This window comes from Streptomyces sp. NPDC047042, assembly GCF_040644035.1.
In the GTDB taxonomy this organism is placed as follows: Bacteria; Actinomycetota; Actinomycetes; order Streptomycetales; family Streptomycetaceae; genus Streptomyces.
In genome coordinates, this window is record NZ_JBEYVP010000002.1 from 223,993 (window position 1) to 243,055 (window position 19,063).

20 protein-coding genes and 2 pseudogenes are annotated in these 19,063 nt (G+C 68.6%); 11 read left to right on the forward strand and 11 right to left on the reverse strand.

Annotated elements, in window-relative coordinates:
• The first annotated feature begins 4 nt into the window (after positions 1-4).
• The 4 genes from ABZ855_RS02880 to ABZ855_RS02895 all read left to right on the forward strand — a co-directional run bounded on the left by ABZ855_RS02880 (position 5) and on the right by ABZ855_RS02895 (position 2,159).
• Entirely contained in the window at positions 5-652 is a 648-nt protein-coding gene (locus ABZ855_RS02880; RefSeq protein ID WP_360799877.1) for a hypothetical protein, read from the forward strand.
• Positions 653-766: 114 nt separating this feature from the next.
• Positions 767-1,231: a hypothetical protein gene (locus ABZ855_RS02885; protein ID WP_360799880.1), complete on the forward strand. Its 465-nt coding sequence runs from the start codon at positions 767-769 to the stop codon at positions 1,229-1,231.
• 173 nt (positions 1,232-1,404) lie between these two features.
• Positions 1,405-1,974 carry a hypothetical protein gene (locus ABZ855_RS02890; protein ID WP_360799883.1) on the forward strand — a complete coding sequence of 190 codons (570 nt, stop codon included), beginning with the start codon at positions 1,405-1,407 and terminating at the stop codon, positions 1,972-1,974.
• Positions 1,974-2,159 (forward strand): hypothetical protein, encoded by a 186-nt coding sequence (locus tag ABZ855_RS02895; protein WP_360799886.1) that lies wholly within the window; start codon positions 1,974-1,976, stop codon positions 2,157-2,159. Before ABZ855_RS02890 ends, ABZ855_RS02895 begins: the two co-directional genes overlap by 1 nt.
• A 244-nt stretch (positions 2,160-2,403) precedes the next feature.
• On the opposite strand, the gene ABZ855_RS02900 is transcribed toward ABZ855_RS02895, so the two are convergent.
• The 5 genes from ABZ855_RS02900 to ABZ855_RS02920 form a co-directional block, all read right to left on the reverse strand.
• Positions 2,404-3,009: a hypothetical protein gene (locus ABZ855_RS02900; RefSeq protein ID WP_360799889.1), complete on the reverse strand. Its 606-nt coding sequence runs from the start codon at positions 3,007-3,009 to the stop codon at positions 2,404-2,406.
• 106 nt (positions 3,010-3,115) lie between these two features.
• Positions 3,116-3,823, reverse strand: a complete 708-nt coding sequence (locus ABZ855_RS02905; RefSeq protein ID WP_360799892.1) for a hypothetical protein — start codon at positions 3,821-3,823, stop codon at positions 3,116-3,118.
• Positions 3,824-3,878: 55 nt separating this feature from the next.
• Positions 3,879-5,465, reverse strand: a complete 1,587-nt coding sequence (locus ABZ855_RS02910) for a putative T7SS-secreted protein (RefSeq protein ID WP_360799895.1) — start codon at positions 5,463-5,465, stop codon at positions 3,879-3,881.
• Positions 5,466-5,520: 55 nt separating this feature from the next.
• On the reverse strand, positions 5,521-5,712 hold the full coding sequence (locus ABZ855_RS02915) for a DUF397 domain-containing protein (protein WP_360799897.1): 192 nt from the start codon (positions 5,710-5,712) through the stop codon (positions 5,521-5,523).
• Positions 5,713-5,722: 10 nt separating this feature from the next.
• Complete coding sequence (locus ABZ855_RS02920; RefSeq protein WP_360799900.1) at positions 5,723-6,481, reverse strand: DUF5753 domain-containing protein; 759 nt, start codon at positions 6,479-6,481, stop codon at positions 5,723-5,725.
• A gap of 72 nt (positions 6,482-6,553) precedes the next feature.
• Between ABZ855_RS02920 and ABZ855_RS02925 the strand changes: the two are divergent.
• Positions 6,554-6,769 (forward strand): annotated as a pseudogene (locus ABZ855_RS02925) (ATP-binding protein); the annotation flags it as partial.
• 89 nt (positions 6,770-6,858) lie between these two features.
• Here the strand turns inward: ABZ855_RS02925 and ABZ855_RS02930 are convergent.
• From ABZ855_RS02930 to ABZ855_RS02940, 3 genes and pseudogenes are all read right to left on the reverse strand, one after another.
• A pseudogene (locus ABZ855_RS02930) lies at positions 6,859-7,071 on the reverse strand (hypothetical protein); the annotation flags it as partial.
• Positions 7,072-7,171: 100 nt separating this feature from the next.
• Entirely contained in the window at positions 7,172-7,414 is a 243-nt protein-coding gene (locus tag ABZ855_RS02935) for a hypothetical protein (RefSeq protein ID WP_360799903.1), read from the reverse strand.
• Between the two features lie 120 nt (positions 7,415-7,534).
• Positions 7,535-7,834, reverse strand: a complete 300-nt coding sequence (locus ABZ855_RS02940) for a hypothetical protein (RefSeq protein WP_360799907.1) — start codon at positions 7,832-7,834, stop codon at positions 7,535-7,537.
• A gap of 246 nt (positions 7,835-8,080) precedes the next feature.
• Between ABZ855_RS02940 and ABZ855_RS02945 the strand changes: the two genes are divergently transcribed.
• The 5 genes from ABZ855_RS02945 (at position 8,081) to ABZ855_RS02965 (ending at position 14,971) form a co-directional block, all read left to right on the forward strand.
• Positions 8,081-11,221: a BTAD domain-containing putative transcriptional regulator gene (locus tag ABZ855_RS02945; RefSeq protein WP_360799910.1), complete on the forward strand. Its 3,141-nt coding sequence runs from the start codon at positions 8,081-8,083 to the stop codon at positions 11,219-11,221.
• On the forward strand, positions 11,218-12,330 hold the full coding sequence (locus ABZ855_RS02950) for a prepilin peptidase (protein WP_360799913.1): 1,113 nt from the start codon (positions 11,218-11,220) through the stop codon (positions 12,328-12,330). Before ABZ855_RS02945 ends, ABZ855_RS02950 begins: the two co-directional genes overlap by 4 nt.
• A 68-nt stretch (positions 12,331-12,398) precedes the next feature.
• Complete coding sequence (gene mqnC, locus ABZ855_RS02955; protein WP_360799916.1) at positions 12,399-13,613, forward strand: cyclic dehypoxanthinyl futalosine synthase; 1,215 nt, start codon at positions 12,399-12,401, stop codon at positions 13,611-13,613.
• A 52-nt stretch (positions 13,614-13,665) separates the two neighbouring features.
• The gene (locus ABZ855_RS02960) at positions 13,666-14,109 is read left to right on the forward strand and encodes a hypothetical protein (RefSeq protein WP_360799919.1); all 444 of its coding nucleotides are present in this window, start codon (positions 13,666-13,668) and stop codon (positions 14,107-14,109) included.
• A 166-nt stretch (positions 14,110-14,275) separates the two neighbouring features.
• Positions 14,276-14,971, forward strand: a complete 696-nt coding sequence (locus ABZ855_RS02965) for a demethylmenaquinone methyltransferase (RefSeq protein ID WP_319206475.1) — start codon at positions 14,276-14,278, stop codon at positions 14,969-14,971.
• 24 nt (positions 14,972-14,995) lie between these two features.
• Here ABZ855_RS02965 and ABZ855_RS02970 read toward each other — a convergent pair whose 3' ends face one another.
• Positions 14,996-15,502, reverse strand: a complete 507-nt coding sequence (locus ABZ855_RS02970; RefSeq protein WP_360799922.1) for a GNAT family N-acetyltransferase — start codon at positions 15,500-15,502, stop codon at positions 14,996-14,998.
• Between the two features lie 99 nt (positions 15,503-15,601).
• Here ABZ855_RS02970 and ABZ855_RS02975 point away from each other — a divergent pair, with 99 nt between their 5' ends.
• On the forward strand, positions 15,602-16,885 hold the full coding sequence (locus ABZ855_RS02975) for a geranylgeranyl reductase family protein (RefSeq protein WP_360799925.1): 1,284 nt from the start codon (positions 15,602-15,604) through the stop codon (positions 16,883-16,885).
• Positions 16,886-16,953: 68 nt separating this feature from the next.
• On the opposite strand, the gene def is transcribed toward ABZ855_RS02975, so the two are convergent.
• Together def and ABZ855_RS02985 are read right to left on the reverse strand one after the other, a co-directional pair.
• Positions 16,954-17,580, reverse strand: coding sequence for a peptide deformylase (gene def / locus ABZ855_RS02980; protein ID WP_360799928.1), 627 nt, complete (start codon positions 17,578-17,580; stop codon positions 16,954-16,956).
• A 135-nt stretch (positions 17,581-17,715) separates the two neighbouring features.
• The gene (locus ABZ855_RS02985) at positions 17,716-18,582 is read right to left on the reverse strand and encodes a C40 family peptidase (RefSeq protein ID WP_360799931.1); all 867 of its coding nucleotides are present in this window, start codon (positions 18,580-18,582) and stop codon (positions 17,716-17,718) included.
• Between the last annotated feature and the right edge of the window lie 481 nt (positions 18,583-19,063).

Consider the following 19,063-nt stretch of genomic DNA (forward strand, 5'->3'; position numbering starts at 1 on the left):
GGACATGGCCCGCTACAGCGAAGCGCAGACGGTCGAGCGAGGCGGCTTCCGGATCAAGGTCCCGGAGTCGTGGTGGGAGTTCGACGTACGCCCCGAGTCGCGCGACGACTCGATCCGCCGCATGGTCGACGAACGGCTGCGGCAGCGCCCGGAGTTGGCCCAGCACCGCGACACGTACACGACGTTCCTCCAGAAGGCGGCGGCGGACGCGTGGAAGTCGGGTGCGCTGTACTGCGGTTGCATGGCGGAGAGCTTCGGCGGCGACACCCCGATCACCGGCTCGGTGACGGTCTCGATGGTCGGCGGCCGCGCACAGGACGGTACGCCGCTGTCGACCGACCCGGCGGTCATCGCGGGCCAGCTGGCCCTGAAGGAGGCGAAGCGGGAAGGGGACAGCTGGCGGAAGGTGACGACCGTCGACATCCCCGGCGTCGGCCCGGCGGCGCGTACGTACGGGGTGGAGGACATCGCCGTACCGGGCGACGAACTCGGCCGCACCATCCGCGCTGTGCTGATGCAGACGTTCATCCCGGTACCGGGCCAGGAGGGCAAGGTGGCACTGGTGGCGGGCAGCAGCCAGGTGCTGGACCTGGCGGAGTCGTTCTTCGACATCTTCGACGCGATCACTTCGACGTTTCGGTTCGCCGAGTAGCTGGTTCAGGAGGCGTCGCCGCTGGAGGGGTGGTGGTTGCGGTCCTCAGGAATGGCCGAAGATGCCTGGCAGGCCCTGCGCCGACGTAGCTGACCTCGGGAGGAGGCGAACAAGGTGGCCGGGTGGAACTGGGACGGCGACGAGAGCCTGTTGCTTTTCGACGATCCCACCGAGTGGGACGAGGCGTACGAACGGGGCGAGAGCTCACTCGGCTCCGCCGCGATCGGGCTGGCCTTCAACTGCTCTCTTGCCGAGGCCTCGCCGCGCATCATCAGGGCGATGCAGTTGCCGGACCGTGAGCAGCGAGGGTTCGCGTTCACCGCGGCGGGCGCTGCGGCGCGGCTCAACGGCGAGCTGACTCCGGAGCTGTACGCCGCGCTGCGCGCGGTGGGTCATCGTGGGCTCGCCGAGAACGCCGTCGACGACACATTGACGTTCGTACCGTTCTCCCAGCTGCCGCGATGGTTCAAGTGGCGGAAGGCGGTGTCAAAGGTGCGGGACAAGCTGGAGACTTGGCGGCTTGAGAGCACGTACGCGGCCGAGGACGCCTGGCGGGCCCTGCGTGGTCGCCGATCCTGAGCGGGTGTGAGGTGTGAGGTGTGAGGTGTGAGGACACGGTGGCCGTTGACGTCTCCGACGACGGCGACTGGCGCGGACGAGATCCTCGGCGGGTACAGGCAGCCCTGTGTCACTCGGAGGACCGGGGGATTGGCGGATCGAGGGATCGACGGATCATGAGGTCGTGAAGGGCCATGGACGTTCATGCCATAGTGACCGGCTTTCGTGGCGCGGAGCCGCTTCCAGGCCTGCCCGACAGTTGGCACTGGTCGCCGGCGCCCGGCATCGACTTCGCGGGGGCGCTGTCCGCCGACGGGAATCGGCTGCTCCAGCTGAGCGGCCGTAACTCCTACGACCAGGACCTCGCTGTCAGCACCCTCCGCTTCGCCCGGGATCACGAGGACGCGATCTTCGCCCGCAACCCCTTCCTGGGCGCGCTCGACGGCTTCGAACCACCCGCAGGACATCGCTTCGACACGGTCGTGGGCATCGCCCCTGACGTCCACCGCTTCTACCGCGTGGAGAATCCGGACCTGACCCCACACGTCCGGCTGACCTTCCCGGCGTACGCCTGCGAGTTCTCCGGCGAGGAAACCCTCGACGAGGCCATCACCAGGTACCGCATGCTGCGCCTGAACCACCTCGACCGGGAGCCGCTCCCCTTCCTGAAGATGCGGTACGCCAACACGCGGACCGGGGCAGGAGCACGAACCCGGGACGGGGCCTCACCGAGCCGGCGCGGCTCGTGGAGGAGCTTCGGCTGATGGACGGCGGAACCGGGAGCTTCGTCGAGTTCGAGAACCGGCGCGGTGATGTGTGGCGTGCCGAATGGCACGGCGCGTGGTTCGTCGCCGAGTGGAACACCCAGAGCGGCACGCCGAGGGAAACCGACCTCGATGAACTCGTCGAGTTCGCCATCGCGAGGCTGTGTGACACGCCACGCCTATGACGTACGGAAAGTGAAGCATCTCCACGTCGTCGCCGGCCCTCCTGTCCCCCGATACGTTCCCGTCGCTGAGACTCATGCGAACCGCTGCGACGGGATTGCCGTTGGCGTCCGTAGGCCGGATCGAGTCGAGTGTCTTGTCGAGGGCCAGGAACAACTCGTGGGTGCCGTCGACCTCGGCCTTGAAAAGGAAGGTGGAAGGCGAAGGCTCTTGCACGAGGGCCAACCGGAAGAAGTGCACCGCTGATCAGATGAACCGGAACGTTCCGGTGACGGCGTCGAAGATGTCGTGGAACGCCTCCGCCAGGTCAAGCACAGGGCTGGCCCCTGAGACGAGGACGACCTGATCGGTGGTTCCCGGGACCGGGATATACGTCTGGGTCAGCACCATCCGGAGAGTACGGCTGTCGCCCTGTGCGACAGGAACGTCCTCGACGCCGAATGTCCGTGCGGCGACGCCGACTTCTGGGATATCGACGGTGGTGACCGTACGCCAGGCATCGCCCTCTCGGCGAGGCGTGATGGTGCGGAGGCTGTCGGCGATGGCGCGGGGGTCGGTGGACAGGGCGACGCCTTGCGTGTTCTTGGCGCCGAGTACGGAGACGGTCACGGTCGCGGAGAGCGGGACGCCGTCGAAGTTCTCCGCCATGCAGCCCAGGTAGAGGGCACCTGACTCGTGGGCGTCCTTCGCCATCTTGCGGAGCATTGCCGTCAAATCGGCACGATAGGAGGCCAGTTCGGGGACTTCACGAACCCGTTCGTCGACCAGAGCACGAACGGTTGCCTCCCTGCCCTCGGGGCGGATTTCGAACTCCCACCAGGAATCGGGAACTGCCAGCGAGAAACTGGACATCTGGAACGCAATCTCCTTTCGCTAGCGCGGATTCCGATCTCCCCCCTGATCGGGGTCGGAGATAGATCCACCTACAGTCTGATGCCGGCGACGATCAAGAATCTGACTAGCCTTGCGTGGAATCCACATCATCGAATCGGATAGGTGCGTAGGTAGTCGCGTACTCCGCCAGGAATATGAGCGCCTCGGCGGGAATGGGCAGCGATGCTACGGCCGCATACTCCAGGAGGAGTTTGGGCGGGTAGTAGTCGAGGACCTCGTACTCGACTGGCTCTGGGCCTGCCGACGTGGCATACCGGCCCTCGACTCCGAGGGCCGTGAGCAGCTCGGGGAGATTCCACTCGGAGACCTGGGCGCCCAGGTCCATGGGCAAGCGGTAAGTGATGGCCTCGGATGGGGACTTCGGTGTGATCCCTTCGGCGATACGAAGAAGATCCGTGTGCCTCAGCCTGTACCAGGGGCCTGTACGCTTCACCACCATCCACCGGTCGGCAACGGTGCTCTGGAACACGCTGCATTCTGAGCCGGAGAAGATCGAGGTCATGCTCAACCCCATCCTGGTCAGTGGCGGCAAGGATCCGTCCAGGCTGACAACCTCCTCGTGCCCCGCCTGCAGCATCCGCGTGAAGTCCACCAGGAATTCTGTGCTCCTGTCGGATCCCTCGAGGCATGAAAAATGGATATTTCCGTCGAGGAATGCGGGGACAGCAGCCCACGGATCCCGGATCAGCCGGTATCCGGTCACTTCTTCGCACTGGCCAGGGATTGGCGGCGCCGGATCGCCGCAGATCTGGCATCGATTGAGGTCGGGCATGATTTTTTACCTGTCGCTTCGGTAGGTGCGGGTGCCGGCGGAAGGCGTGTGCACACTATAGGCCGGGCACGGGAATGATTCCGCCGCGCTCACCGATCGGCCCTCCTGGTGGATAAGTTCCTTGTGGCAGGTCCAGTACGCCGTTGTTGTCGAAGAACCGCAGGTTGCCGTCTCGGCTGATCACCACCTCCGTGTGCGGCGTACGTTTGTTGTCCAGGTCGCGGCTCATGCTGTTCTTGGTGCCGCGCGCCGCTTCGAGTTCGTCGGGTGGGCCGGGAATTCGATCTTCAGGATGCGTGTGGACTGTGAACCTGTAACCCTCGTCGCGCAGATTTCTGGGAATTATCGTGGTGACTTCTTCTCCCTGGAACAGTCTCATTTCTCCTGCAGAATTCTGGACCACCGCATGCTCCACGCCGTGGAATTTCTGAAGTTCGGCCATGTGGGACACATTGACCTCGTTCGGTCTGATGCGTACGGGTCCTTTGGACAAATCTCGTGCGAGCTGCCTTGCCTTTGGTGAAAGTGCTCGGTAAGGAATCGTCCCGCCGAAGAGTCTTGTTGATCCCTTGAATGGGCGGGTGATCGAGCGAATACCCTCCCCGGATCTGATCTGCGACGCCTTCTTGAGAAGGCCGCCGCCGATGCCCTTCATGAACCCGGTGCCCAAGGCCTTGAGCCCCCCGGCCTTCCACAGCTTGCCGAGTTTGGCGATGCTGGTGAAGCCCTTCGTGGCGGGTATGCAGTCCAAGGCTGCCCATACGAGATCGCCCCAGCCCGCCTGGCCGTTGAGAACTTTTCTTAACGTGTCCGCCATCACGATCAATGCGGCGGCGAACACCAGCCACCCCAACGGCCCGCCGATGATCATCACGATGATGCCGACGACGGTCACGACCCATTTGCAGACCGTGACGATCTCGTCCCAGTTGTCGGTGACCCAGTCGCCGATCTCCTCCCACCAGTGGCGGTTGGGGATACCGGCGTCGGAGGCCTCCTCCAGCTTCTTCACCGTGCGGCGGGCGGCCTCCTCGCGTAGCCCCCGGGCCTGCTGAGCGAGTTTCTTCGCCGCGTCCAGGGCGCTTTGTGCGCTCGCGACATCCCGCTCGGCGGAGGCCTGCTTCTCCTTGGCGTGCTGGGCGTTGCGCGTGGCCCGGCGGACCTCGGCCTCGTCGGGCTTCGGGACGTCGTTACGCGGGCTCTTCGCAGGGTCGTACGAATCCGTCTTCTCGGTGGCCGTGCGTACCCAGTCGTTCGCGCCGGAGAGGGCTGACTGCGCCGAGGTGAGATCCGCGTGTGCCGTGCGTCCGTCGCGGAGGGCCTTGTCCGCCTTCTCCTGGGCGACTTCCAGGTCCGGCCAGAAGGAGGCGAGGGCGTCACCGGCGAGGTCGTACGACTTCTTGAGCTTGCGGAGTCTCTTCGGCGCGTCAGCGAACTCCTCCGCGAACACCTCCGCCGTCTTACCGGCCCACGAGAGGATCTCGTCCTCGGTGGCCAGCCCCTTGATACTGCGCAGAGCCTCGGAGACGTCCTCGGCGAAGTCGTGCAGCGTGCCGGCGAGTTTGCGGATGCGTTGGGGGTCGCCCGGGGTGGGGTCCTGGTCCAGGTCGAGTATGTGCCAGTCCGCCGGCCTGTGAGACACGCGTATCCCGCCCCCGTAACACCTGCAACGCTTGTATCAGTACGCGCGTGTGAATCTATCGCACGTCCGCTTTGAGGCTGCTGATGAACGTGGTGAAGGCGAGGGTGGGGAAGGAAAGGGCGCCACGGGCGGGTTCTTTGGAGTCGCGTATCGCGATCCGGGTACGCAAGTCGGCTATCTCCACGCAGGCGTTGCCCTCCGCGCCGCCGGAGAAAGTGGACTTCTGCCAGTTCGGGGCCTGAGTCATGAGGGGCGCCTCACAGTTCCTTCGACAGACGGTGGATGAAGTCCCTGGACGCCGTGGGGTCCAGCGTCGCCTTCTCCACCCTATGGAAAAGCGTTCGTAGCATCCTCAGTTGGGGTTCCGCGTCGATGAACACCGTGTCAGTGGCGCCTTCGTGCAGCCCGGTGTCCAGTTGGGGTACCGGACCGTCCATGTACATCATCGAGGCACCGGCACCTCCGAAGCCGTCCTGGTCGGTGGGGATGACGCGCACGGTCGCGTGTCCCTGCTCGACCTGGTCCAGGATCTCCCGGAGTTGAGCCCGGGAGACCTGGCGGTCGGCCACGCGGGTGCGCAGGGCGAACTCGTGGACGGTCGTCTCGTACGGAGTGGGGCTGTCGCCCTCGATGACCGTGCGGCGTCCCATGCGGAATTCCACTCGGGGTGTCAGCTCGCTCTCGAGCAGCTCAGGGCGCATGTACGCGAAGAGGGCTCGGGCGTAGTCGGGGGTCTGGAGGAGTCCGGGTACGTAGGTGATGAGGACTTCACGCAGGAGCGACGCGTGATGCTCCGCTTCGGCCAAGTCCAGGTTCACCGGAGGCAGGACTCCCCGGTATTCGTCCCACCAACCTTGTCCCCGTTCGCCGGCCATTGTCACCAACGACTCGATCAACGCCTGGTCCGTGCAGCCGTAGTGGGCTGCCAGGCGACGGATACGGTCACTGCTGACGCCTGCGATGCCTGCCTCGACCTGACTCATCTGGGTCGACGTCGAGTTCAGGAACGCCGCCACCTCGCTGGCTTTCAGGCCAGCGGCCTCGCGCAGCTTGCGCAGCTCTGCCCCAGGCGCATTTGTCGCGTGGTGGGCCCCGTCGCCCTGCGCCTGCGGATGAGGGCCGGCGTACTGCGCGTCGGCGCATGGGACGGCGACCCCGAGCCGCCCCAACCGCCGTCCTCAGCAGAGGTGTTGACGCGGCTCACGCACATGGAGGAGGGGCGGGGGCTGGCTCTGGTCGGCTCGTGTGCCGACCTGTGGGGCTGGCAGCCGCTGAGCAGGGATGGGCGGCGAGGGAAGTACGTGGGGGTGACCTCGTCGCGGCATAGCTCGTTGATCGAACCGAACAGAAGATGGAAAGGAGAGCGGATGGTCGGCTCGCTGCACGAAGGCGTGGTGATCTGCCAGGTGATGGACGCCGTCAGCTGGTAGGGGCTGCCGTCTGTCGCGCGGAGGTATCTGATGCCGCAGGGTGGGGTCTTGCCGGCGTTGCCCTGCGTGTACGGGGTGCCGATCGAACCGTCGGGGTTGATCGTGCAGTCGCCCGAGGTGGGGTACGTTTCCGCGTCCGGCGTACCGGGGCTCAGGTGGAGGGCGATCGGCTTGGCCCGTTGACGCCGCCACCTCCGACAGCGTGGGCCGATGCGGGCGTCAGGAGGACCGTGATGAGCGACGCAGCTGTCAGAGGCGGCCATGCGTGAAAGCGCCTCATCGCGCGCAAGCGCCCCGCTCCGAACGGAGCGACACGTTCTGCCAGACCTGTTCGTTCTTGGCCAGGCTGGCCATGTAGAAGATCTCGGGGTCTGTCCCGGCGGGATTTCCCTCCACCTCGCCGGTTTTACGGTTCTTCGAGTAGGCCTTGCTTTCGTCTGTGCAGTAGTAGAGGGCCGCCGAGGTCTTGTTCTTGCCGATCGTGACCTTGGGGTCGAATGCGGGCAGTTTGCCGAGCACCGTGAGGTTCTTGTCCGTGTATGTCTTGATCCACTCTCGGTCTTGTGCAAGACCCGATTCTGTGTCGTAGAAGGCGAGGGCTTCATTGCCGTCGGGCTTGTTCGCGATGATCGACGCGTATCAGGCCCGGAGTTGTTCCTTGGCGTCGGTGAGGAGGGCCTGCTCCTCGGGATCGCCGCTCGTCCAGTCCTCGAACGTCAGCTGGAAGTTGGCGGGCAGCGTGACAACCGGACGTGTGGCCCCGGCCGGCGCCGATGTTGACACTGAGGCCGATGCCGAAGGACTACTCACTCCCGAATCCGCCCCCTTGATGTCGTCCGGCGACGACTTCTCGCCCCCGCCGCATCCGGTGAGCAGAAGAGCCGTCGTCGCGGTGAGCGTGGTGACGGTGACGGTGACGGACAGGGCGCGGCGGGCCACGGTTGATCTTCCCCGGGGGCGGACTGGCGTGTGTACGGCAGAGAACGAAGCTATCAGGGGTGCGTAGAGGGCATTTGTGTGCCGCCAGGGGGTTGTGTGGGGACCGTGAGGAGTGTGTCGTGGCGGTTGCGAACGGTCCTGATGTCGACCGACACCCGCGTCCGAAATAAGATCCCGATAGGCTCAGTACACCCCCACATCTCGCTTCCACTCCGCCCCACACGACACGAACCCAGGACACCCGCCATGCCGCGACGCAGCACTTCAAGCCGGACGGGAAGCCCCACGGGCAGCCGGACGGGAGGCTCGCCGGGTCCGGGGAACGCCCCGGGGGCGGGGGGTTCGTCGACGCCGAGGAACCGCACCCCCCAGCCCCTCCCCAGGCGGCGCCGCAGTTTCGGGGACTTCGTCAAGGCGTTCTTGGCGTTCGTCGCCCTCGTCGGACTGCTCGTCGGGGTGCCCTACGCGCTCGCCGTGGTCATCGGCTGGCCGTTCCCGGACGGGTCGCCCTCCCTGGACTGGCTGCAGGAAGAGATCACGGTCAAGACGTTCCAGAACATCCTCGGCGTCATCGTCTGGATCGCCTGGGCCCAGTTCACCGCGTGCGTGCTCGTCGAGGTGAAGGCCGCGCTCTCCGGGGTCGGGATGCCGGGGCGGGTGCCCGGCGCCGGGCCGAGTCAGCTGCTCGCGCGGCAACTCGTCGCCGCGCTGCTGCTCGTGGGTGCCACGGCCGCCTCCTTCACACCGGGCCTCTCGCAGCTCGGCCACAGCATCGAGGGCAATCAGCAGGGCACCGTCGCCTCCGCGCAGGTCACGCCCGGCGGTTCGCTGAGCGGGATGTTCGCGCAGCAGCAGGAACAGGCGGCCAGTACCGCCGCCGCGCTCGGCCAGCAGGCCGCCGACGCAGCCAGTCACGCGGAGGTCGGGGGGCCGTCGGTCAAGGCCGGCGCCACGAAGTTCTACCGGATCCAGCCGCCCGAGGGCCGTCACCACGACTCGCTCTGGGAGATAGCGCAGCGCCACCTCGGCGACGGACGCCGGTACGGCGAGATCTACCAGCTCAACAAGGACCGTGTGCAGCCGGACGGTTCGCGGCTCTCCGAGGCCAGTCTGATCCGCCCCGGCTGGATCATGGAGATGCCCGGCGACGCCCGCGGCGGCGACCTCGTCGAGATGCCCAGCACCGGCGCCACCGCTTCCCCCACCGCTCCCGACGCCGGTTCCACCGTCTCCCCGCACGTCGCGCAGCAGATCAACCAGTACGCCCAGACCGGCGACCACGCCCAGGGCACCGGCGGCGGCCGGCAGGGCGGCACGGCCTCCCTCGACACCAAAACCACCCGCATCAGCCTCCCCCAGCAGCGTCCCGAGACCGGCGGTACGCACGCGAACCCGGCTGTCCTGCACGAGCAGCACACCGCGACCCCGGCCGGAGAAGCCACCGACACCGACACCGCCACCGCCGCCACTTCCGCCTCCGCCGAATCCGACGCCGGTTTCTCCTTCGGCCTCCCCGAAGCCCTCGTCGGAGCGCCCCTCCTCGCCGCCGGTCTTCTCGGCGCCCTGGGGCGCCGGCGCCGTCAGGCCCTGTGGCAGTCGGCGCTCGGTGCGGTCGGCGGGCGGCGCGGTATGGAGCCGCCCACGCCCACCGGTGCCGCCGCCGACGCCCAGGACGCGCTCCTCATCGGCGCCGACCCCGAAGGCGTACGCCTGCTCGACCGCTCGCTGCGCGGACTCGCCGCCTCCCTCGCCGGCGAGTCCCGCCCCCTGCCCACCGTCTACGCGGCCTGGCTCAGCAACGGTGACCTGCACCTCCAGCTCGCCCAGCCCGCCGGGAAGCCCCCGGCCCCCTGGCAGCTCGGCCAGGACCAGACCTTCTGGCTGCTGTCCCGGACCGACGCCGAGCGGTACGAGGATGTCGACACCGCCGCTCCCTACCCGGGCCTCGTCAGCCTTGGCACGATGGACGACTCGCGCCTGCTGCTCAATCTCGAGTCGGTGCCCGGCATTGTCTCGCTGAGCGGCAGCGAGTCCGACCGGGCCGCCGTATTCGCCTCTGTGGCAGCCGAGTTGGCCACCAACGGGTGGTCGGACCGCATGACCATCACCCTCGTCGGCTTCGGCGAGGACCTCACCCCCCTCGCCCCCAACCGGCTGCGCCACCTCGACGGCATCGAGGCCCTGGTGGAAACCATGGAGGCCGAGACCCGCCAGCGACGCGGAGCGCTCGGCGCCGCCGGTCACGATTCCGTCCTCACCGGCCGCACCGGCCCCGCCCAGCACACCCGTTGGGCCCCGCACCTCGTACTCCTCGCCGCCGAGCCCTCCGCCGACGACGCCGTCAAGCTGGCCGAACTCGCCGCCGACGCAAGCCGGTTGGGCATCGGCTACCTCGTCGGCACCGAGGGCGGTGACCTGCCCGGCGCCGCCTGGGAGATGGAGATCACCGGCGAGGGCAAGCTCCTCGCGCCCCTCCTCGGGCTCGAACTCGACGCCCAGGTACTGCCCGTCGCCCAACAGCGGGCGATCGTCGAGCTGTTCGTCAACGCCGACCCCGACAACACCCCGGACGGCCCGACGACCACGCCCCCCTTCCTCGTCGACATCAGCGAGCAGGGACGGCCGGCGGTGTACGCGCGGCTCGTGGGCCCGTACGAGATCATCGGCCTCGACACCCCGGACGGTGAGCGCAGCCCGCTCCAACACGAGGCGCTCGCACTGCTGTTGCTGCACCGCGAGGGCGTGCACCCGCGTGTCCTCGCCTCGGCGCTCTGGCCGCGCGGTGTCACCGACGACGTACGCGAAGCGCTCCTCGAGCGGCTGCGCGTCTGGCTCGGCACCGACCCCGACGGCACCCCGCGCCTGGCCACGGACTCCAACGGGCGGCTCACGCTCGCCAAGTCGGTCGTGTCCGACCTCGACGTCCTGCGCTCGCTCTACCACGAGGCCACGCAGGGCAAGGGCGTCGACAGCCGGGTCGTACGCGGACGGCTGCTCACCGACGCGCTCGCGCTGGTGCGCGGGCCGCTGCTCGCCGACCGTCCCGAGGGGCGTTACGGCTGGCTCACGCACGAGATCATCGACGCCCAACTCCCGCTGCTGGTCGCGGACATCGGGCTCGCGCTCGCTGAGTTCCACCTGGTGAAGAACCGTGCCGAGCGGGCCATCGAGGCGCTCGACGCGGCCCTCAACTCCGCCCCCGGCGACGAGCGGCTGTGGCACGAACTTCTGCGCGCCACCCACTCCACCGGCGACACGGGCAAGCTGCAGCAGGTCGCCGCCGACCTGATCCGCCGCAGCGGCGCCCGCGGCCTGCCGCCGCGCACCGAGGCACTCCTCGACGAGCTGCTGCCGACCTGGCGCGACGGCACGACGGCCGTGGGATGAGCGTCGACCAGCTGATCGTGGTCGCCGCCGCCCTCTGGGGCGCGGCGGCCGGAACGCTCCTCCCGCGCGCCGCCTACCGCTTCTCCGTCCCGCCCGAGGAGCCCTGGCGGAACCACTGCCCCCAGGGCCACCCCCTGGGCGCCCGACTGGGCGCCTGGCTGGGCCCGGCCCGCTGCCCGAGCTGCGCCGCCGCGGGCCTCGGCGGTGAGCAGGCCGATACGGGCCTCGGTGGGGAGCAGGCGGCTGCGGGCCTCGGCGGTGAGCAGGCCGATACGGGCCTCGGTGGGGAGCAGGCGGTTGTGGGCCTCGGCGGTGAGCAGGCCGAGACGGGCCTCGGCGGTGGGCAGGCGGCTGCGGGCCTCGGCGGTGAGCACGCTGATGCGAGCGCCGGCGGGGAGCAGGGCGATACGGACCTCGGCGGTGAGCAGGCGGCTGCGGGCCTCGGCGGTGAGCACGCCGACGCGAGCCCCGGCAGGGGCCGGAACGATGCCGGGGACGCCGGGCGCCACACGACCGGCGCGACCGGCCCCGCGTCCAACGCGAGCGGCGGTCGTACGAGGGCGTCGTACGGACCCGGCGCCCCCCTCCTCGCCCTCGCCACCGCGCTCGTGTGTGCCGCGCTCGCCGCCGCGACCGGTACCCGGCCCGAGCTGGGGGCCTGGCTGCTGCTCGCGCCCGTCGGGGTGCTGCTCGCGGTCGTGGACTTCCGGGTGCAGCGGCTGCCCGACCTGCTCACCCTCCCGCTGGCCGCCGCCGCCCTCGTCCTGCTGGGCGTGGCCGCACTGCTGCCAGAGCACGCCGGTGACTGGCCGACCTCGCTGCTGGGCGCTCTGCTGCTCGGCGGCGCGTACTTCGTGCTCTTCCTCATCAGCCCGGGCGGCATGGGCTTCGGCGATGTGAAACTCGCCCTCGGACTGGGGGCTGTCCTCGGCTGGTACGGCTGGGGGAGTGTCGTGCTCGGCACCTTCGCCGGATTCCTGTTCGGCGGGCTGTACGGGCTCGCCCTGGTCGTCGCCCGGCGCGCCGGCCGCAAGACATCCATCCCCTTCGGCCCGTTCCTGATCGCGGGAGCGTTCGTCGGGCTTCTGATCGGCGCGTATACGGCCTGACGTGAGGCGCGGCAGGGCACTGACGTAGGCTGGAACGGTCCGCCTTACGCCATCCGAAGGGACGCCCGGTGACCGAGAACGCCGCCCATGAGTCGTTTGATGTCACAGCCGTCCTCGACCGTGCCGCCGCGGGCGAGCGGATCACCCCCGAAGAGGCGCTCGTCCTCTACCGCGACGCCCCGCTGCACGCCCTCGGCTCGGCCGCCGACACCGTACGCCGCCGTCGTTACGCGGGTACGGAGCACATCGCGACGTACATCATCGAGCGCAACATCAACTACACGAACGTGTGCGTCACGGCGTGCAAGTTCTGCGCCTTCTACGCCGCCCCCAAGGACACGGCCAAGGGCTGGAGCCGCGACCTCGACGACATCCTGCGCCGCTGCGCGGAGACTGTCGAACTCGGCGGTACGCAGATCATGTTCCAGGGCGGCCACCACCCGGACTACGGCGTCGAGTACTACGAGAAGCACTTCGCCGCGATCAAGGCCGAGTTCCCGCAACTCGTCATCCACAGCCTGGGGGCGAGCGAGGTCGAGCACATGGCCCGCATCTCGAAGGTGACGGTCGAGGAGGCCATCACCCGTATCCACGCGGCCGGCCTCGACTCCTTCGCCGGCGCCGGCGCGGAACTCCTTCCCGCGCGCCCCCGCAAGGCCATCGCGCCCCTCAAGGAGTCCGGCGAACGCTGGCTGGAGATCATGGAGACCGCGCACGGGCTGGGCGTCGAATCGACGTCCACCATGCTCATGGGCACCGGCGAGACCAACGCCGAGCGCATCGAGCACCTGCGGATGATCCGTGACGTACAGGACCGGACGGGCGGCTTCCGCGCCTTCATCCCGTACACCTACCAGCCCGAGAACAACCACCTCAAGGGCCGTACGCAGGCCACGATCTTCGAGTACCTGCGCATGATCGCCATCGCCCGCCTCTTCATGGACAACATCGCCCACATCCAGGGCTCGTGGCTCACCACGGGCAAGGAGGCCGGCCAACTGTCCCTGCACTACGGCGCGGACGACCTCGGCTCGATCATGCTGGAGGAGAACGTCGTCTCCAGCGCCGGTGCCAAGCACCGCTCCAACCGGATGGAGATCATCGACCTGATCCGCAAGGCGGGCCGTGTCCCCGCCCAGCGGACCACGACGTACGAGCACATCGTCGTCCACGAGGACCCGGCGAACGACCCGGTCGACGAGCGCGTCATGTCCCACATCTCGTCCACCGCGATCGAGGGCGGCACGGCCCACCCCGAACTGAAGCTGCTGGCTTCCAACTGACCGCCCGGATGCCCCCGACCGACCAGCTGCCGACCGGCCGACCGGCCTGCCCGTGCTGACGATTCACGCCGCCGACGAGGTTCGGGTCGGCTGGGACTTGGAGCCCCTCGAGGAGGGTGCCGTCGCGGTCGACGGCAGCCGGGTCGCCGCTGTGGGCCCGCTCTCCGAGGTGGCCGAGCGGTTCCCGGGGGCGCGGGTGCGGCGATGGCCCGGTGTCCTCGGCCCCGGGCTCGTCCACGAGGGCCCGCTCCCGGACGCCCCGACGCCACGCGAACGCGTGCACGCCGTGCTGAAGGGGGGTGCGGTGGCGGTGCTGGCGGCGTACGTCACCTCACCCGACCTCCGCTCGGCCGCCGAGCGCAACGAGGTCGCCGTACTCGCGTCCACGCGGACTCCGGCACTCGTGAAGGGCGAACGGGCGGACCTGGCCGTGTTCGACGCGGGCACGTGCGTGGCCACGGTCTGCGCGGGCCGCTTGGTGCACCGACGCAGATAGAGAGCCGCTCTTCCGGCGGAGGGCGGCGAAACGGACCTGCCTTTCAGGGGCGCGGGGAACTGCGCGAAGGCCCCCACCCGCGCGCGCCCGCCAACCGACCGACCTCACCCCACCCCATGCCCGTGCCGCCGGGAGGCCGTGCGGTACGTACTGCCACAATGGGCCCGTGACCCGCGCATCCCTGAACAAGCAGCCGCACGAAGTCGCCTCGATGTTCGACGACGTGGCGGAACGGTACGACCTCACGAACGACGTGCTGTCGCTCGGCCAGGACCGCGTGTGGCGCAAGGAGGTCGCGAAGGCGGTCGACGCGCGCCCGGCGCAGAAGATCCTCGACCTCGCCGCCGGTACGGCCACGTCCTCCCTGCCCTTCGCCCGCACGGGCGCGTACGTCGTCCCCTGCGACTTCTCCCTCGGGATGCTCAGGGTCGGCAAGCGGAACCACCCGTGGCTGCCCTTCACGGCGGGCGACGCCACCAAGCTGCCCTTCCAGGACGACACCTTCGACGCGGTGACGATCTCCTTCGGGCTGCGCAACGTCCAGGACACGGGCGCCGCCCTGCGCGAGCTGTACCGGGTCACACGCCCCGGCGGACGGGTCGTGATCTGCGAGTTCTCGCACCCGACCTGGGCGCCCTTTCGCACGGTGTACACGGAGTACCTGATGCGGGCCCTGCCCCCGGTGGCCCGCACGGTCTCCTCGAACCCGGACGCGTACGTCTACCTCGCCGAGTCCATCCGTGCGTGGCCCGACCAGCCCGCCCTGGCCGAACTGCTGGGCGACGCGGGCTGGTCGAAGGTGGCCTGGCGCAACCTGACGGGCGGTGTCGTGGCCCTGCACCGAGGCTTCAAGCAGCCGTAGCCGCCGCCCCCTCTCCGCCCGCGATCACAGGTCGAGCCGGTAACAGTGCCCCTCCTGACCCAGCGTCGGTGTGATGAACACCTCCGTGAGCCGCATGCCCAGCCGCCGGGTGACCGCGATGGACCGTTCGTTGCGGGCGAGGACCATCGCGACCACGCTGGACACGCCCGCCGAGCGCACCCTCTCCAGGGTCAACTCGGCCGCGGCGGTGGCGTACCCCTGGCCCCAGTGGGCCCGTCCGAGCCGCCAGCCGATCTCGATCTCCCCCTTGGGGCCCCACTCCCGCGGCCATGGCTGGGCGCCCGTGAAGCCGATGACCTGGTCCGACTCGTCGAGCATGGTCCAGAAACAGAAGCCGTACTCGGCGTCGTGCCGGCGCTGGCGGGCGGTGAGTTCCTCGTAGTGGGACAGTTCCGCCGACCTGCCCCCGTGGAACTCCATGACATCGGGGTCGTCGAAGACGCGATGCCAGGCGAAGGCGTCCTCGTCGGTCGGAACACGGAGGCGTACTACGGGGAGCGCTCGGTTCACGGGGCAGCCCTTCAGCCGGGTGATCAGTACTGCTGAATAGACTGCCCATGTCCAGTGCCGGTCGGCACGTAGATTTCCGAGTCTTGGGGAGAACCCGTCGTGACCGAGCCCCTCTCCGAAAACACCGCCGATGTGATCGTCGTCGGAGCCGGGCCAGCCGGTTCCACGACCGCGTACTACCTGGCGAAGGCCGGACTGGACGTGCTGCTGCTGGAGAAGACCAGCTTCCCGCGCGAAAAGGTGTGCGGCGACGGTCTCACGCCCCGGGCGACCAAGCAGCTCGTCGCGATGGGCATCGACATCTCCGAGGAGGCCGGCTGGCTGCGGAACAAGGGCCTCCGCATCATCGGCGGCGGCGTCCGCCTCCAGCTCGACTGGCCGGAACTCGCCTCCTTCCCCGACTACGGCCTCGTCCGCAAGCGCGACGACTTCGACGAACAGCTCGCCCGCCAGGCCCAGAAGGCCGGCGCGCGCCTGCACGAGCGCTGCAACGTGGGCGCCCCGATCACCGACGCCCGCACCGGCCGCATCACCGGCGTGCACGCGAAACTCGGCGAGGACAAGCGCGAGGTCACCTTCCACGCCCCGCTGGTGGTCGCGGCCGACGGCAACTCCACCCGCCTGTCCCTGGCGATGGGCCTGCACCGCCGTGAGGACCGCCCGATGGGCGTCGCGGTGCGCACGTACTTCACCTCGCCCCGCCACGAGGACGACTACCTGGAGTCCTGGCTGGAACTCTGGGACCGGCGGGGGAACGAGGACCGCCTCCTCCCCGGCTACGGCTGGATCTTCGGCATGGGCGACGGTACGTCCAATGTCGGCCTCGGCGTGCTCAACACCTCCGACTCCTTCAAGGAGCTGGACTGGCGCGAGGTGCTGAAGGCCTGGTGCGCGTCGATGCCGGAGGACTGGGGCTACACCCCTGACAACATGACCGGCCCGATCCGCGGTGCCGCCCTCCCCATGGCCTTCAACCGTCAGCCCCACTACACGAAGGGCCTGTTGCTCGTCGGCGACGCGGGCGGCCTGGTGAACCCCTTCAACGGCGAGGGCATCGCCTACGCCATGGAATCCGGCCAGATCGCCGCCGACGTCATCGTGCAGGCCCACGCGCGGGCCACCCCCGCCCAACGGGAGATCGCGCTCCAGCGCTACCCGCGCGTGCTCAAGGACACCTACGGCGGCTACTACACGCTGGGCCGCGCCTTCGTGAAGCTCATCGGCAACCCGAAGATCATGAAGATCGCGGCCGAACGCGGCCTGACCCACCCCCTGTTGATGAAGTTCACCCTGAAGATGCTGGCCAACCTGACCGACCCCACGGGCGGCGACGCGATGGACCGCATCATCAACGGCCTGAGCAAGGTGGCCCCGAAGGCGTAGTCGGCGCAGGTTCCTTCAGGAGGAGAGGGCCTCTCGTGAGATGGGGCCTCTCAGGAGGTGAGGGGCTCTCAGGAGTTGAGGGCCTCCTGTTTGGCGGCCCGTCGCGCGAACACTCCCTCGCGACGGTCCGCCACCTGCCGCAGCGCATCCTTCCGTTCCCGCTTGGAGAGCCGGTCCAGATACACGCGTCCGTTCACATGGTCCGTCTCGTGCTCCAGACACCGGGCGAAGTACCCCGTCCCCTCGATGACCAGAGAGTTCCCGTCCTGATCGAGCCCGCGCACGACAGCGCGATCGGGGCGCGGTACGTCCATCATGGCCCCCGGCACGGACAGGCACCCCTCGCCCTCGTCGAGGAGGCGCCGGTCGTCGGCGTCGAGCGGCTCCAGTACCGGGTTGACGATGTGCCCGACATGCCGGACACCGTCGTCGTCCAGGCAGTCGTAGACGAACAGCCGCAGTCCGACGCCGACCTGGTTGGCCGCGAGCCCGGCTCCATCGGCCACATACATCGTCAGGAACATGTCGTCGATGAGGGCGGCGAGTTCGGGCCCGAACTCGGTCACGTCCCGGCACGGCTTGTGCAGGACCTCTTCGCCCACTTCGGTGATCCGCCGCACGGCCCCACGCCGTGACTCGGGCGTGAGCCGCGGGTACGAGTCGACGGGCCTGCCCTGTACGAAGACACGAGGCATCGCTGTCTCTCCTTCTGCTGTGTGTGCTGAGAAGTACCGAGACCTCAGCCTCACACAGCCACCCCCTCAGGGGACGGAGAAGGGCCGCTGCCGACCAGTGGCAGCGACCCTCGCCCGTGGATTTCGGCAGTCCGCTCAGAGAACGCGCACCGCACCCGACGCCGGGTAGCCGGACAGGTCCTGGACGACAACGCCCTTGGACGGGTTGGCCGCGTCCAGGTACTGGCCGTTCCCCACGTAAACCGCCACGTGGTACGCCGAACCCTTCGCACCCCAGTACAGGATGTCCCCGACCTCCAGGTTGGAGAGGGAGACCTCGGTGCCGACCGTCGACTGGTCCTGCGAGACCCGGGGGAGGTCCACGCCGACCTGCTTGAACGCGGCCTGCACCAGGGAGGAGCAGTCCCACGCGTTGGGGCCCGTGGCGCCCATGACGTAGGCGTCGCCCAGCTGCTCGTTGAGGAAGGCGATGACGGTGGCGACGCTGCCGCTCGCGGGGGCGGCCACCTTCGACGTCTGCGAGCTCGAGGCGGAGCTCGATTCGTTGCTGGACGCACTCAGCGTCGCGCGCTCGGCGGAGCGGGAGACAGCGGCCTCCGCAGCGGCCTTGCGGGCGGCCTCGGCCTTCTCCTTGGCCTCCGCCTTCTCCTTCGCCTCCGCGAGGTCCTTCTTGGCCTCCTGGGCCGCCTTGGCGGCTGCGGCGTCGCGCTCGGCCCGGAGCTCGTAGTTCGCGGCGGCCTGCTGCGTGGCGTCCGCGGACTCGGCGATCTGGGCGGACAGGTCGGCCGTAAGGGCGGGCAGTTCGAGTGTCTGCGTCACGGACTCGGCGGCGTTCGCCGCACTGGACGCACCCGCCACTGCCAGGGTGCTGAGAACGCCACCGGCGACTCCTGCGCGCATGGCCAGCGACGAGCTGCCGGCACGCCGGGGCTTCCGGTGGCTTCGTATGTGAGCGGTAGCGGTGTGGGACATGGGTACTAGCGGTACCAGGGGCTCCTCCATACCTTCAAGAAACGTGTGGTGCGCCACAGTTGTTCAACGGAGCCCACAAATTTCCTGTGCGTCACTCTTTATTGACGCCGTAACGGGCATTGCGGACATCGGTGATCATGGCTGTGATCATGCACTTTCGTCGGTACGCCCGAATTGCCCGCTGCTTACCATCGGTTGCGGTCCGTGGCCAACCCCCGATCTTCACAGCCCTTCACCGATGTGGCACAGGTCACGGAACGGTCACTGCCCGGGCTGCGTCTCGCGCGGGAATCCGCGGTCGCCGTCGCTCGTGAACGCGTGCACGCGCGTGCGGGGCATCCACATTCGTCACCCGCCTCCCGCCGATGTGTGAACGCGGTCCACTATCAAGCGGTCCTGTCCATCTCCAATTTGCATGCAAGAGAAGTCTCTTGATATGGAGACGCCGCTTCTGACCAGCGGTAACCGAAGAAAATGTCACCTCTGGTGATCGCGTGGACGCTTCGCGTGT

Coding starts and splice junctions, on each gene's coding strand:
- ABZ855_RS02915 (WP_360799897.1), bottom strand. CDS start 5,712: ATGACTCAGGCCCCGAACTGGCAGAAGTCCACTTTCTCCGGCGGCGCG.
- ABZ855_RS02950 (WP_360799913.1), top strand. CDS start 11,218: ATGAGCGTCGACCAGCTGATCGTGGTCGCCGCCGCCCTCTGGGGCGCG.
- ABZ855_RS02880 (WP_360799877.1), top strand. CDS start 5: ATGGCCCGCTACAGCGAAGCGCAGACGGTCGAGCGAGGCGGCTTCCGG.
- ABZ855_RS02900 (WP_360799889.1), bottom strand. CDS start 3,009: ATGTCCAGTTTCTCGCTGGCAGTTCCCGATTCCTGGTGGGAGTTCGAA.
- ABZ855_RS02895 (WP_360799886.1), top strand. CDS start 1,974: ATGGACGGCGGAACCGGGAGCTTCGTCGAGTTCGAGAACCGGCGCGGT.
- ABZ855_RS02905 (WP_360799892.1), bottom strand. CDS start 3,823: ATGCCCGACCTCAATCGATGCCAGATCTGCGGCGATCCGGCGCCGCCA.
- ABZ855_RS02985 (WP_360799931.1), bottom strand. CDS start 18,582: ATGGAGGAGCCCCTGGTACCGCTAGTACCCATGTCCCACACCGCTACC.
- ABZ855_RS02945 (WP_360799910.1), top strand. CDS start 8,081: ATGCCGCGACGCAGCACTTCAAGCCGGACGGGAAGCCCCACGGGCAGC.
- def (WP_360799928.1), bottom strand. CDS start 17,580: ATGCCTCGTGTCTTCGTACAGGGCAGGCCCGTCGACTCGTACCCGCGG.
- ABZ855_RS02890 (WP_360799883.1), top strand. CDS start 1,405: ATGGACGTTCATGCCATAGTGACCGGCTTTCGTGGCGCGGAGCCGCTT.